Below are 13,440 nucleotides of genomic sequence, written 5' to 3'. Positions count from 1 at the left end.
GTACCGTCCCGGAATGAAAGAGAAGCTCGTCCTCTGCATACCAACGGCGGGTCCCATCAGCAAACTGGACCCGGAACAGTCCACTGTTCCGGGCGTCCACAATGGTTCCGCCCGCTTGAGAGAGTGGTCGGCATCCCACACAAGCTACCCCTCGGACCGTAACACGGCCCATTAGGCGCGAGTTTGTTATAGAATATGTACTTGCATTAACCTTCATGATGAATTTCCTCCCCGGCTATACTATAATATGATATAGATGGAATATACTGTATCCTGTAAAGGAAGCAATTATCAAGCGAAAACCGCCGCAAAACCAGAAAAGTCTGTATGGAGGATTCAAGTGCCGTATTGGGGTGAAACACAGGTTATTTAGTGGAATGCAGTTGAGTCTGTCATAATAACGTGCTATAATATATAATTAGCGCATATCATATTGTAATGAATTCACTATTGAGGTGTATTATGAAGATCGTAGTGCTGGCGGGCGGACTTTCCCCCGAGCGGAACGTATCTCTTTCCACGGGGACCATGGTAACGGAGGCTCTGCGTGCTCTGGGGCACCGGGCCGGTTTGGTGGATATGTACTTTGGTGTGGAAGAAGGACTACGGGCAGAGTCATTTTTTGACGCACCTATCCCAGAACAATTTAAAAAAGTAGACCGTAAGGCGCCGGATCTGGAAGAGATCCGCCGCAGTCGGAAAGGTGGAGGCTCAAGCCTGTTCGGGCCCGGTGTGCTGGAGCTGTGCACTATGGCGGACATTGTGTTCCTGGCTCTCCACGGCAGCTGCGGAGAGGATGGACGGGTCCAGGCTGCGTTGGAACTGATGGGCATCCCTTATACCGGCGCGGGCTATCTGGGCAGTGCCATTGCCATGGATAAAGACCTGACCAAGCGGATGGTGGCCGACGTGGTAAGTACTCCCGGTTGGAAAACAGTGGACTACACTGCTGAGGACATCGATGCGCTTGTGGAGCATGCCAGGCTACCGTTGGTGGTAAAACCTGTAGCCAGCGGTTCTTCCATTGGGGTATCCATTACCCATACCGCCGAGGAGTTACGGCAGGCATTGACGGATGGGCTGGCGCTGGGTGGCCGCACTGTACTGGAGGAATATGTGAAGGGTCGCGAGATCCAGGTCGGGATTCTGGAAGATAAGGCCCTGCCCTCCATTGAGATTATTCCCAAGCAGGGATTTTACGATTACGAAAACAAGTACCAGCCCGGAGCCGCATTGGAGGTCTGTCCAGCTCCCATTACTCCGGAGGAAGAAAGCCGGGTCGCTCAGGCGGCATTGCGGGTCTATGAGACACTGGGGCTGTCCGTCTATTCCCGGGCAGATTTTATCCTTACCGAGGACGGAGAACCCTGGTTCCTGGAGATCAACACTCTGCCTGGAATGACACCCACCAGTCTTCTGCCTCAGGAGGCAGCAGCGGTCGGGATCGATTATAACCAGCTGTGTCAGCGTATTGTACATGCCTCACTTGAGGCCCGAAAACAGGGAAGGTAAGGAGAGTTCGACAATGGAGCCGATGAGCATACGCGAGATCATGCAGGCTGTAGGAGGCCGACTGCTGGGCGAATTTGGCGATATCAACCGTATGGTAGGCCGGGTGGAGACAGACAGCCGTACCATCCATGCCGGTTCTCTCTTTGTACCTCTCGTGGGAGAACGCTTTGACGGGCACGCCTACATTAATGCTGCCCTGGAGGGAGGAGCCGCCGGCTGTTTTACTCAGCGGGAACGTGAGAGCTATCTGCCCGGCAAGTTCTACATTAAAGTGGATTCGACTCAGAAAGCTCTCCGGGACTTGGCAAAGTATTATAAGAAGAAATTCCCCATTCCTGTGGTCGCGCTTACTGGTTCGGTAGGTAAGACCACTACTAAGGATATGGTAGCCGCAGTACTCGGTGAAAAATATAAGGTTCTCAAGACGGAAGGGAACCTGAACAATGAAATCGGCGTTCCCATGACCTTACTGCGCCTGAACCATGAACATGAAATTGCTGTACTGGAATTGGGCATGAATCACGCCGGCGAGATCGATTATCTCTCCGCTATCGTCGAACCTGATGTGGTTCTTATGACCAATATTGGTGACTCTCACATTGAACATTTTGGCTCGCGGGAAAAAATCCTGGAAGCCAAAAGCGAAATCTTTCATCATGCCAAATCAGATGCCTTTGTGGTCATCAACGGGGACGATCCGCTGCTCAACACTTTACCCGCAAAATTACCTTACCGTTTTGTCCGGGTAGGGGGGAGCGAAGGCCTGGACTACCGCGCTGTTGATCTGGAGAGTGACGGCAAGAGCCGCATGACTTGTAAAGTGGAAACGCCTCACGGACAATTCCAAGTGGAAATCCCCGCCTTGGGTGATCACATGATCTATCCCACTCTGATGGCAACCGCTGTTGGGGAGCATTTTGGCCTGGATTGGGCACAGATTGCCGACGGAGTGCTTCATTTCGCACCTACCAAGATGCGCATGAACCTGCTGCACCGGGCAGACGATATCACCATTCTGAATGACACTTACAACGCCAATCCTCAGTCCATGCGTGCCGCGGTGGAAGTGCTCTCTGGCGCCCGGGGAGAATACAAGGCGGCCGTACTGGGCGATATGTTTGAATTGGGCCCTCTGGCTCCTGCCCTCCATGCCGGTGTCGGCGAATACCTTGGGCGTGCCGGAGTGGACTGCCTGGTGGCAGTCGGCGAGCTGGCCCGTCACATCTACGATGCAGCCAAAGCCACCCATGTGAAGGAGTGCTATTACTGCGCCACTAAGGAAGAAGCTAAGCCTGTTCTGGAGGGGATCCTACGCCCTCATGCCACTATTCTGGTCAAGGCCTCCCGTGGAATGGCGATGGAAGAACTGGTGGATTATCTTCTGAAGATTACGAAAGAGAGCTGATTGCTTCAGCTGTGTACTATAGGAGTAGACCAAGATGATTGACATCTCCGTCTCGAACCTGTCCAAGGAGTTCGAGGTAGGTAAAAAAATACTGGATGGGTTGACCTTTCAGGTAGACCAAGGGGAACGGGTAGGCCTGTTGGGTAAAAATGGTGCAGGTAAGACTACACTGTTCAAAATCCTAACAGGCGAATTGGATTGGGACGAGGGCGAGGTTATGATAGCCTCTGGCAAAGGGGTGGGCCTCATCTCTCAGATCCCGGTCTATCCGCCCCACTATACGGTAGAAGATGTGCTCCAGAGCGCATTTGACAAGCTCCATGCTATGGAGGCCGAATTGGTCCGCCTGAGCGAGCAGATGGGGCAGGATGGAGATCCAGCCCTGCTGCGGCGGTATGACGCACTGTCCGCAGCCTTTGAGGCTGGCGGCGGATATGATACGGCCACGGAACTGAACAAGGTATGCAATGGTCTGGAGATCTCCGCGGACATGCGCAGGCAACTCTTTTCTTCCCTATCGGGGGGAGAGAAGACGCGGGTCAATCTGGCCCGGCTGATTTTGGAAGATACGGATATTCTCCTGCTGGATGAGCCTACCAACCACCTAGATCTTCGCGCCACCGAATGGCTGGAGGAATATCTGGATCGCTATAAGGGTACTGTACTGGCCATCTCTCATGACCGCTGGTTTCTGGACCGGGTGGTTAAGCGAGTTATCGAGATCCACGATGGCAAGGCAGAATTTTATGCGGGAAATTACAGCTTCTACGTGGTAGAAAAAGAGCGCCGCTATCAGGAACGGCTCAAGCAATACGAAAAGGAACAGGCCAAAATCGAACAGCTGCAGGCGGCTGCCGAACAGCTGCGGATCTGGGCCTATTCCGGCAACGACAAAACGTTCAAACGGGCGCAGTCCATGGAGAAGCGAATCGAGCGGCTACGCACCACGGACAAGCCCACCAAAGAGCGCCGTCTGGATATCAAATTTGGCGAACGTGAGTTCCGGGGCGACGAAGTGCTCACCATCAAGGAGTTGAAAAAATCCTTCGATGGGCGTACCCTGTTCGATCACGTTAATCTGGAGGTGGTGGGCGGCGAACGGATTGCCCTTCTGGGGGACAATGGTACCGGCAAGTCCACACTGCTCAAAATCCTCTTGGGCGAGGAGACTCCAGATTCGGGAAAGCTCCGAATGGGGCCATCTGTAAAGGTTGGATACTTGCCGCAAATTATCCATTTTTCTCACCCGGAGCGCAATTTGGTGGACACCATGATCTACGATCAGAACTGTTCCACTCAAACTGCACGCAACCGCCTGGCGGCATTTAATTTCCGCGGGGAGGACGTATTTAAGCCGGTATCCGCCCTTTCAGGCGGCGAGCAGAGCCGCCTGCGTCTGTGCATGCTGATGGATGAGAAAATCAACCTGCTGGTCTTGGATGAGCCTACCAACCACTTGGATGTAGCCAGCCGGGAGTGGATTGAGGAGGCAGTGGAGAGCTATGAGGGCAATTTGCTCTTTGTCTCTCACGACCGCTATTTCATCAATCGCTTTGCAACCCGCATCTGGATGCTGGAGGATGGCAAAATTACGGATTTCCGTGGCACCTTCGAAGAGTACCGCGCCGCACAGGAACGGCGAAAACTCCAGGCGGCGGTCCCATCAAAACCGGAGCCTGAAAAGCCCAAAAAAGAGAAACCGAAGCGCACCGGTGGTACCAAGGAGCTTGAAAAACAGGTTGCGGCAGCCGAACGCGCCGTGGCAAAGGCCGAGGAGCGGCAATACGAACTCTCTCAGAAAGCAGAGGAAGTAGCCAGCAATTATCTGGAGCTCCAAAAGGTATATGAAGAACAAAAGGCTCTGGAGGATGAAATTGCTGCACTGTATACCAAGTGGGAGACTCTGGCAGCTGAACTGGAGGAGGCCAGAGGGTGAGAAAAAAAAGTGCCTATCATCCCTATGAAGGACGACGGAAACCACTGTGGCTGAAGGTTTTGCTGGCACTGCTGCTGGCTGGCGCGGTAACCTTTGGAGGGCTTTTTGGTGCCGTCATGTACGGCGCCTATGATCATATAACGGGTGATCCGGGTATTATGGTCATCTTGGGATGCCAGGTAAAACCGTGGGGACCTTCTATCCTGCTGCAGGACCGGCTGGATAAGGCGTTAGATTATCTGGAAAGCCATCCGGACGTCCAGATCGTGGTTTCCGGCGGCCAGGGAGCAGACGAGCCCACTACTGAGGCTCAGGCCATGCATGACTATCTGGTAGAACATGGTATTGCAGCCGAACGTATCTGGCAGGAAGATCAGTCTCACAATACCTGGCAGAATGTCCAGTATACCCTGGCACTGCTGGACGAAGAAGGGGTCGATCCGGAGGAACCGGTCTTGCTGGTCTCCAGCGGTTTCCATCTGACTCGGGCCCGTATGCTCTGGGACCGGGCCGCGGAGAAAGAGACTCATCCTCTTTCCACACTTGCCGCCCCCTGTACCCACGTACCCTCCCGGCTGAAGATGTACATACGTGAGCCATTGGCGTTGGTAAAGTCGTTTATAGTTGACAGGTGATTTAACTTGGATATGATGGAAAAACTCCGGGCACTGGATTTGCATTACGCAGATGTACAGGCCCGCTTGGGTGCACCTGAGACCTATGGAGATCCTGCCCTTGTAGGTCGGCTTAACAAGGAGCAGAAGGAACTGGAGCCGGTGGTATCCGCCTACCGGACCTATCTGCGCCGTCAACAGGATCTGGCAGACGCTGAAGCGTTGATGAGTGAGCCGGAAATGAAGGAGCTGGCCCAGGAAGAATATGCACAGGCCAAGGAGGACTTGGTTTGCCTGGAGGAAAAAATCAAGCTGCTGCTGCTTCCCAAAGACCCCAATGACAGCAAGAACGTTATTGTTGAGATCCGGGCTGGTGTAGGTGGGGAAGAAGCGGCGCTGTTTGCCCACTCACTGTTCCGCATGTATTCCATGTATGCCGATACCCGTCGCTGGAAGGTAGAGGTCGATTCTGTCAATGAAACAGAATTGGGCGGTGTAAAGGAAATTTGCTTCACAATAGAAGGAGAGGGTGCCTATTCCCGTCTCAAATTTGAAAGTGGCGTCCACCGCGTCCAGCGGGTACCGGAAACGGAATCGGGTGGACGCATCCACACCTCCACTGCCACGGTAGCAGTTTTGCCCGAGGTAGATGAGGTAGATTTTGAACTGAACCCGGCAGATATTGAGATGCAGGTCTTTCGCTCTTCCGGCGCAGGTGGACAGCACATCAACAAAACCTCTTCCGCGGTACGTCTTATCCATAAGCCAACCGGTACTGTGGTAGAATGTCAACAGGAGCGCAGCCAGTTTCAAAATCGGGACAAGGCTATGCAACTGCTGCGTTCCCGGCTATATGAGGAGAAAGTACGGGAGCAGGCAGACGCTGTAACCGCAGAGCGGCGCAGTCAGGTTGGCACCGGCATGCGCAATGAACGTATCCGTACCTATAATTTCCCACAGGGCCGGTTGACCGACCACCGTATCGGGCTGACGCTCTATCAACTGGAAAGCGTAATGAACGGCAATCTGGACGAGATCATTGACAGCCTGATCACAGCCGACCAGGCTGAGCGACTCCGGAACGCTCAGGATGAATAAAATCATATATTTCCCCAATCAAACCAACAAGGAGAAACCGCTATGGAACTGATCATTCACTATACCGCCATTCCCGAGGGTCTGTCTTTGGATGCAGTCAAGGCTGACCTGGCCAATCTGTTGGAGGACGACGGCTGGCTCACCGGCTCAGGCGCAGGCTTCATCGAATTAGAGCTGGAGGACGAGAAGGTCAATCCCAAATACGGTATTCTGACCGTAAAAAACTATCTGCAAAAAGCACAGTTCACTCCGGATACCACCATTGAACTGGCTGGTACTCCGGTTGGCATTTACGAATAAGGAGGAATTTCCATGCGAAAAGCCATTGGTATCCTGCAGATTATTTCTGGTGCAACTCTGGCTGCGGCAGGTATTCTGGCTGTTGTGCAGAGAACGTCTGCCCGGCGCGTTCGGCGCAGCCGTCATTTTTAACGATCGAGGCGAGGACATTGCAGACAAAGCGACTCTCATCTCATGACATTGCCGCCGCTTCAGAAATCCTCCACCGGGGCGGCCTGTTGGGCATTCCAACAGAAACAGTATACGGACTTGGCGCCAATGGGCTGAATTCGGAAGCGGTGTCGCATATCTTTCAGGCAAAAGGGAGACCCCAGGACAATCCTCTCATTCTCCATGTGCCGTGTGCGGACTGGCTGGAGCGGTATTGCACGGATATTCCGGATACCGCTTACCTTTTAGCCAACCGATTCTGGCCTGGTCCCCTGACGATGATCCTCCGTCGTAAGCCTGTAGTGCCAGATGCGGTAACGGCCGGCTTAGATACGGTTGGGATGCGCTGCCCGGCCCATCCGGTGTGCAGAGCCATCATTGCCGCTGCCGATGTACCGGTAGCAGCACCTTCCGGTAATACTTCGGGCCGCCCCAGCCCCACTAACGCAGCGGATATGCTGGAGGATATGGACGGTAAAATCGATGGTATCGTGGATGGCGGACCCTGTTCTGTGGGCGTAGAGTCCACCATCATCGATCTGACAGAACAGCCTCCCCGGCTGCTGCGTCCTGGAGGAATCACGCTGGAGCAGCTGCGTGACGTACTTGGTGAAGTTGCAGTGGACCCTGCAGTCACTCGATTGATGGGAAAAGATGAACATCCCAGAGCACCTGGTATGAAATATCGCCATTATGCCCCTAAGGCTCCTGTAACGGTAGTAAAGGGTGCGCCAGCGGCAGCGGCGGAATATATCCGCGCCCATCTGGCACCGGGCGATGGAGTTATCTGCTTCGACGAGTATGCCCCTTTGTTTGCCGGCTATCCTTTGGAACAGTTGGGGCCCAGCACTGATGTGCCGGAACAGGCCAGGCGGGTCTTTGAGGCATTACGCTGGTTTGACGGGACTGAAGCAACGCACATTTGGGCCCAATGTCCCGATACCACCGGTATCGGTCTGGCAGTGGCCAATCGGCTCAACAAAGCGGCTGGATTTCATATAATAGATATAGAATAAAAGACGGCGGCTCCCGCCGTCTTTTTTATGTTACAATGGTGAATGGATTGGCAGCGCCAGATCGTATTTCTAGTGAAGTCCTTACAGGGCATTCTCTATTTTTTAGTCGGAGGGGTTTATATGAAACGTATTTTGATTGGAACCGTCCTTACTGCACTGGTGTTGTCCATGGGGGTCACCACCGCATTTGCCGCCTGCAGACAACATTGCATGGATACCAATGGCGACGGTATTTGTGACTACCATGGTATACAGTGTCGGTATCTGGACGCTGACGGCGATGGCATGTGCGACAATCGCGGAACCGGCTGCCATAGCGGCGGCCATGGACGGCATAATCGCAGCTGCTGGTAAAATGGTCCGTCTGAGGCGCAGGAGGGGAGATGAAGGCAAGGTATGCGCAGCGAAGAGGAGCTCCGTGCAGCCATTGAGCAATACGAGGATACCGTGCGTCGTCTGTGCATGATCCACTTAAAAAATGAGGCGGATACCCAGGACATCATTCAGAATGTATTTCTGAAGTATCTCCTGCGCCACGAGGCATTCGAAAGCCCGGAACATGAGAAAGCCTGGTTCATTCGGGTCACATTAAACGCCTGTAAAGATCTAATCAAAAGTGTATTCCGCAACCGGACCGTCCCGCTGGAGGCGTTGAACGCCTATGCTACGAATATAAGTGACGACGCCAGGGAGGTGCTCAGTGCCGTGATGGCGCTGCCACAAGGGTATCGGGACGTGGTGTATCTCCACTACTACGAGGGCTATACCGTACCGGAAATCGGAGCACTGTTGGGCAAAAATAAAAATACCATCTACACCCATCTGACGCGGGCCAGACAGCGGCTGAGAGAAATGCTAGGGGATGACAGAAATGGATGAGAAACTTTATGCAGCTTTCGATCAGATCCGTGCCAGCCGGGAGCAAAAAGAGCAGACACTGGCCTTCCTGCTGCAGGCCAGAAATACCAAGCATCGTCCCACTCACATCCGTCGTCTGGCCGCCGTTGCCGCCTGCCTTGCAATTCTTCTGGTGGGGGCGGGTGGTTACTGGCTCTACTTTATCCCCACTTCGGTGGTCAGTATTGATATCAATCCTTCATTAGAACTTGGTATCAATCGGTTTGACAAAGTGGTTTCCGTTGACGCCTATAATGGAGATGGTCAGGCACTGGCAGACAGTCTGGATTTACGGTTTTTGGACTTTCAGACCGCACTGGAACAAGCCATATCCAATCAGAACGTGACACAGCAGATGGAAGAAGGCGCACTTTTGTCCATCACTGTAGTGGGGAAAAGTCAAACTCAGAGCGATCGGCTTCTTGCGGAAGCCGAAGCCTGCACAGCAGGGCGTGAAAATGTCCGCTGCTGCCATGGTGATATGGATACATTGGAGCAAGCCCACCACATGGGACTCTCCTTTGGGAAATATCAGGCATTTTTGCATCTTCAGGCTCTGGATCCCACCTTTACCTCCGAAGAGGCGGCTGGCATGACCATGCGGGAAATCCAAGAGCGGATTGAGGAGCTAAGTGGCATGGCAGTCTCCGATGGTTCAAACACACACAGTCACGGTCAAAAACACGGTTGGCAAAACCATCATTGATTCAAAGAGGACGGCGGTATCGCCGTCCTCTTTTTACAAATAAAAAACAACTCCCCAAGCAGATAGATTTGTGGTATACTAAGCAATAGTATATAAATGCCCATGTACAAATTTACAAATCCATAACAAACCTGTAGCAAGATATGCTATACTGGACTAGAGAGATGAGGTGACCTATGAAGCGCATCGGGATTACTGGACCCACAGGTGCTGGTAAAACCACGGCACTTAGCGTACTGTCAGACCTTGGCGTCTATGTTGTAGATGCTGACGCAGTGTATCACCGCCTTCTCTCTTCCAGTTCGTCGTTACGCCAGGCTCTGGTAGCACGTTTTGGCAGACTGATCTTGGCTCCAGACGGTACTGTGGATCGAAAGGCACTGGGACGTATGGTCTTTGCTGATCCTACTGCTCTGTCCGCTTTAAATACCATTACTCACCGCTTCATTCTGGAAGATATCGATCGTCAGTCTGTACTGGCTGCACAGGAGGGGCGGACCGCGCTGGCGATTGACGCTATTGCACTGATTGAGAGCGGCGTAGGAAAAAGCTGCGACACCATTGTGGGGATTTTAGCCCCCAAAGATGTGCGGATTCGCCGGATTATGGCTCGTGAGGGCATTTCAGAAGCCTATGCCCGTCAAAGGGTAGAGGCACAACAAGAAGACGATTTTTTCCGTGCTCACTGTGACTATATATTAGAAAATCAAGCGGATGATACGCCCGAATCATTTCAGGTGCGTGCACATGCGCTGTTTCAAACCATACTTGGTTAAGATTGAACTAGAGGAGGCAAATCATATGGAAGAAAAACAGAAAACCACTGGTGAACTGCGGCGGGAGGCCCTGTTCTATCAGCCCAAAAACGGATATGACCGTTTGAGCGCACAGGATGAGGCGGATATGAAGGCCTACTGTGAAGATTATAAAAAATTTCTGGATGCCGGCAAGACCGAGCGCGAGTGTGTAGATGAGACGGTTCGTCTGGCTCAGAGCCATGGCTTCCAACCTTTTACCCGCGGCATGGCAGTCAATCCGGGTGATAAACTCTACCGAGTAAACCGCGGCAAAGCAGTCATGCTGGCTGTAGTCGGTTCTAAACCTTTGAGTGAAGGAGTCAATATCGGCGCTGCCCATATTGATGCTCCCCGCCTGGATTTGAAGCCCAATCCGCTCTATGAAGATTCCGAGCTGGCCTTCCTCAAAACCCATTACTATGGAGGTATCCGTAAGTATCAGTGGGTTACCATCCCTCTGGAACTGCATGGTGTCATTGCACTCAAAGATGGTTCGACCATAAAAGTTGCTATTGGCTCCGGTGCTGGTGAACCGCAGTTCACGATTGATGATCTGCTGCCCCACCTTGGTTCCGAGCAGTCCAAAAAGCCGCTGGGCGAGGCCATTCCTGGTGAAAGTCTGAATCTGCTGGTTGGTGGCCGTCCTTTCAAGGACGACAAGGGCAGTGATCGGGTCAAGCTGGCAATCTTGGATCTGCTCAACCAGAAGTATAATCTTGTGGAAGAGGATTTCATCTCTGCCGAGTTGAGCGCAGTACCTGCATTCCGTGCGGTGGATATCGGCTTTGACCGCTCCTTCATCGGCGCTTATGGTCATGATGACCGGGTATGCAGTTTTGCAGCTCTGGCCGCATTGTTTGCTCTGGATGTACCGGAAAAAACGGCAATCTGTATGCTGGCGGACAAAGAGGAAATCGGATCTGAGGGTGTTTCCGGCATGCGTTCGGCAGCCTTTGATACCTTCATGAGCGATTTGTGTGACGCTCAGCGGGTACCGCTAAAAAGCTGCTATGAGAAGTCCTTCTGTCTCTCTGCAGATGTGACGGCGGCTTTTGACCCCAATTTTGCTGACGTATACGAAAAGCGTAACAGCGCCCGGGTCAACTATGGCATGGGCCTGTGTAAGTACACCGGCGCCCGGGGTAAATCGGGTGCATCCGACGCTTCTGCGGAAGTGGTTGCCTATGCCCGTCGCGTTTTGGATGAGGCCGGTGTCGTATGGCAAATGGCTGAGCTGGGCAAGGTGGATGCCGGTGGCGGCGGTACTGTAGCCTGCTATATGGCGGAGCGAGATATTGACACACTGGATGCAGGAGTCCCTGTATTGAGCATGCATGCTCCCTTTGAGACCGTGTCCAAACTGGACTGCTTCATGACCTACAAAGGTATGAAAGCTGTCTACGAGGCTAAGTAATATAAAAAAGAAAGCTCCCAAAGAATGGAATTCTTTGGGAGCTTTCTTGCACTGCGAACTTTTTTATGATATACTTGTTCTATATCTGTGAGAGGAGGCGGCAGCGTGAGACATCACAAAAAACGCCTGACACAGACCAGGTATGTTGCTACGCTGGCAGCCTTTCTGCTCTTTTTATCCGCCTGTCTGATCGTCTTTTATTACAGTGTGAATTCTGCGGCCGAGCATTATACAGAGGAAAGCCTCCATACCAGTGTAGGACATCAAGCATATCAATTGCAGTATATTCTCAACAACCAATTCACTGCTTTGAGTTATCTTGCCGATCACATCAGCCATACAGGGGATCTTTTAGGAGAAGATAGTCTATCCTTGTTGCAGTCCGTGGAACAGCAGGGAGATTTTCAGTGTGTTATGATCTGTACGCCAGATGGAGTCGGTCATACGGCAGATGGCACAGAGACTCAAATAGGGGAGAGGGACTACTTCAAGCAAAGCATGCAAGGAAAAAACTCCATGAGCGATCCACTCTCCAGCTCGCTTAATGGAGAAGAACGGGTTGTGTTGAGTGTACCTATCTGGTCCGATGGCCAGGTGATCGGCATTTTGGGCGGTTCATATGATTTGAGAAGTATCAGTACTATGCTGTTTTCGGATCTCTATGGCGGAAAAGGCATCTCTTTTTTGATCAGCGGGAATGGGACGCTCATTATACCGGAAGGCGTTGTCTTGGAGGGTTCTGCTACACATGTAAAGGAGCTGTGTGCCTCCGTAGAATTTGAATACCCTGATACGGAAGAGTCGTTGGAATCAAACTTAAAAAATGGAGTATCCGGCAGTTGCCGGTTTCGCTATCAAGAGGAAGAGTCCTATTGGATATATGAACCGCTTGGTATCGAAGACTGGAATGTTTGCTATATCATTTCCAGAGACGACGCTCAGGAAAACTACCATTTTATCCTGCAATATGAGACTTTTTTTATAATCGCATTTTTCGGTGCTGTAGCCGGACTGTTGTTTGTGCTTCTGCGCTTTTATCTGCAGGACCGACGTGAATTGTTGCACCTGGCCAATACGGATCCGCTTACATCGCTCCTAAACAAGGAAAGCACTCAGCAGGCCATTGAACAGTGGTTGGAACGTGGCGAAAAAACAGGCGTTCAGGTTATGCTGATGCTGGATATGGACGGTTTTAAACAGATCAATGATACCTATGGACATGGTGTAGGTGACCACACGCTCCAGCAAGCAGCAACTCTCCTTAAAAGTATTTTCCGTGCCGATGATATTCTGGGCCGCGTAGGCGGAGATGAATTTATGATCCTGATGAAAAATGTTAGCGACTTGCACGCCGTGGAACGTCAAATGACGCGAGTATGCAGGTGCTTTCAGGAAATCACCATACCAGAAGCCCCCGGACTCGTAGCAGGATGCAGTATCGGCGCAGCTTATCATCCACAGCATGGAGCAAATTTTACACAGCTATACCGTCAGGCAGATCAAGCTCTTTATCAGGCAAAGGGATGCGGCAGAGGTACCTGGATAATCTGTCAAAACACTACGGAAGTTTAGTCTTTCAGTGGGGCCGCCTAGAT

13 protein-coding genes are annotated in these 13,440 nt (G+C 52.2%); all 13 read left to right on the top strand.

The features are described from left to right. Positions 1-462: 462 nt before the first annotated feature. The 13 genes from WMO45_RS01845 (at position 463) to WMO45_RS01785 (ending at position 13,417) form a co-directional block, all read left to right on the top strand. Positions 463-1,512, top strand: coding sequence for a D-alanine--D-alanine ligase family protein (locus tag WMO45_RS01845; protein ID WP_349138947.1), 1,050 nt, complete (start codon positions 463-465; stop codon positions 1,510-1,512). Positions 1,513-1,525: 13 nt separating this feature from the next. Beyond that, the gene (locus WMO45_RS01840; RefSeq protein WP_349138946.1) at positions 1,526-2,917 is read left to right on the top strand and encodes a UDP-N-acetylmuramoyl-tripeptide--D-alanyl-D-alanine ligase; all 1,392 of its coding nucleotides are present in this window, start codon (positions 1,526-1,528) and stop codon (positions 2,915-2,917) included. A gap of 34 nt (positions 2,918-2,951) precedes the next feature. After that, positions 2,952-4,853, top strand: a complete 1,902-nt coding sequence (abc-f, locus tag WMO45_RS01835; RefSeq protein ID WP_349138945.1) for a ribosomal protection-like ABC-F family protein — start codon at positions 2,952-2,954, stop codon at positions 4,851-4,853. Beyond that, positions 4,850-5,488 carry a YdcF family protein gene (locus WMO45_RS01830; RefSeq protein WP_349138944.1) on the top strand — a complete coding sequence of 213 codons (639 nt, stop codon included), beginning with the start codon at positions 4,850-4,852 and terminating at the stop codon, positions 5,486-5,488. Before abc-f ends, WMO45_RS01830 begins: the two co-directional genes overlap by 4 nt. 12 nt (positions 5,489-5,500) lie before the next feature. After that, a complete protein-coding gene (gene prfA, locus WMO45_RS01825; protein ID WP_349138943.1) occupies positions 5,501-6,565 on the top strand; it encodes a peptide chain release factor 1 in 1,065 nt (354 codons plus the stop codon). Positions 6,566-6,607: 42 nt separating this feature from the next. Continuing rightward, complete coding sequence (locus WMO45_RS01820) at positions 6,608-6,865, top strand: hypothetical protein (protein ID WP_349138942.1); 258 nt, start codon at positions 6,608-6,610, stop codon at positions 6,863-6,865. Positions 6,866-7,014: 149 nt separating this feature from the next. After that, a complete protein-coding gene (locus tag WMO45_RS01815; RefSeq protein WP_349138940.1) occupies positions 7,015-8,031 on the top strand; it encodes an L-threonylcarbamoyladenylate synthase in 1,017 nt (338 codons plus the stop codon). Positions 8,032-8,151: 120 nt separating this feature from the next. Continuing rightward, positions 8,152-8,385: a hypothetical protein gene (locus WMO45_RS01810; RefSeq protein WP_349138939.1), complete on the top strand. Its 234-nt coding sequence runs from the start codon at positions 8,152-8,154 to the stop codon at positions 8,383-8,385. Positions 8,386-8,427: 42 nt separating this feature from the next. Next, positions 8,428-8,910, top strand: coding sequence for an RNA polymerase sigma factor (locus tag WMO45_RS01805; protein ID WP_349138938.1), 483 nt, complete (start codon positions 8,428-8,430; stop codon positions 8,908-8,910). Then, entirely contained in the window at positions 8,903-9,634 is a 732-nt protein-coding gene (locus WMO45_RS01800; RefSeq protein ID WP_349138937.1) for an anti-sigma-I factor RsgI family protein, read from the top strand. The genes WMO45_RS01805 and WMO45_RS01800 overlap by 8 nt, the downstream gene beginning before the upstream one ends. A gap of 176 nt (positions 9,635-9,810) precedes the next feature. Next, positions 9,811-10,410 (top strand): dephospho-CoA kinase, encoded by a 600-nt coding sequence (coaE, locus tag WMO45_RS01795; RefSeq protein WP_349138936.1) that lies wholly within the window; start codon positions 9,811-9,813, stop codon positions 10,408-10,410. Positions 10,411-10,435: 25 nt separating this feature from the next. Beyond that, positions 10,436-11,845 carry an aminopeptidase gene (locus tag WMO45_RS01790; protein ID WP_349138935.1) on the top strand — a complete coding sequence of 470 codons (1,410 nt, stop codon included), beginning with the start codon at positions 10,436-10,438 and terminating at the stop codon, positions 11,843-11,845. A 105-nt stretch (positions 11,846-11,950) separates the two neighbouring features. After that, positions 11,951-13,417, top strand: a complete 1,467-nt coding sequence (locus tag WMO45_RS01785; protein ID WP_349138934.1) for a sensor domain-containing diguanylate cyclase — start codon at positions 11,951-11,953, stop codon at positions 13,415-13,417. The last annotated feature ends 23 nt before the right edge of the window (positions 13,418-13,440 follow it).

It is taken from the genome of Flavonifractor hominis, from assembly GCF_040095835.1.
Taxonomy (GTDB): Bacteria; Bacillota; Clostridia; order Oscillospirales; family Oscillospiraceae; genus Flavonifractor; species Flavonifractor hominis.
Note: the sequence above shows the minus strand (reverse complement) of the source record. Positions and strands in the feature narration are given on the sequence as shown.

Coding starts and splice junctions, on each gene's coding strand:
- abc-f (WP_349138945.1), top strand. CDS start 2,952: ATGATTGACATCTCCGTCTCGAACCTGTCCAAGGAGTTCGAGGTAGGT.
- WMO45_RS01810 (WP_349138939.1), top strand. CDS start 8,152: ATGAAACGTATTTTGATTGGAACCGTCCTTACTGCACTGGTGTTGTCC.
- prfA (WP_349138943.1), top strand. CDS start 5,501: ATGATGGAAAAACTCCGGGCACTGGATTTGCATTACGCAGATGTACAG.
- WMO45_RS01820 (WP_349138942.1), top strand. CDS start 6,608: ATGGAACTGATCATTCACTATACCGCCATTCCCGAGGGTCTGTCTTTG.
- WMO45_RS01800 (WP_349138937.1), top strand. CDS start 8,903: ATGGATGAGAAACTTTATGCAGCTTTCGATCAGATCCGTGCCAGCCGG.
- WMO45_RS01790 (WP_349138935.1), top strand. CDS start 10,436: ATGGAAGAAAAACAGAAAACCACTGGTGAACTGCGGCGGGAGGCCCTG.
- coaE (WP_349138936.1), top strand. CDS start 9,811: ATGAAGCGCATCGGGATTACTGGACCCACAGGTGCTGGTAAAACCACG.
- WMO45_RS01845 (WP_349138947.1), top strand. CDS start 463: ATGAAGATCGTAGTGCTGGCGGGCGGACTTTCCCCCGAGCGGAACGTA.
- WMO45_RS01840 (WP_349138946.1), top strand. CDS start 1,526: ATGGAGCCGATGAGCATACGCGAGATCATGCAGGCTGTAGGAGGCCGA.
- WMO45_RS01805 (WP_349138938.1), top strand. CDS start 8,428: ATGCGCAGCGAAGAGGAGCTCCGTGCAGCCATTGAGCAATACGAGGAT.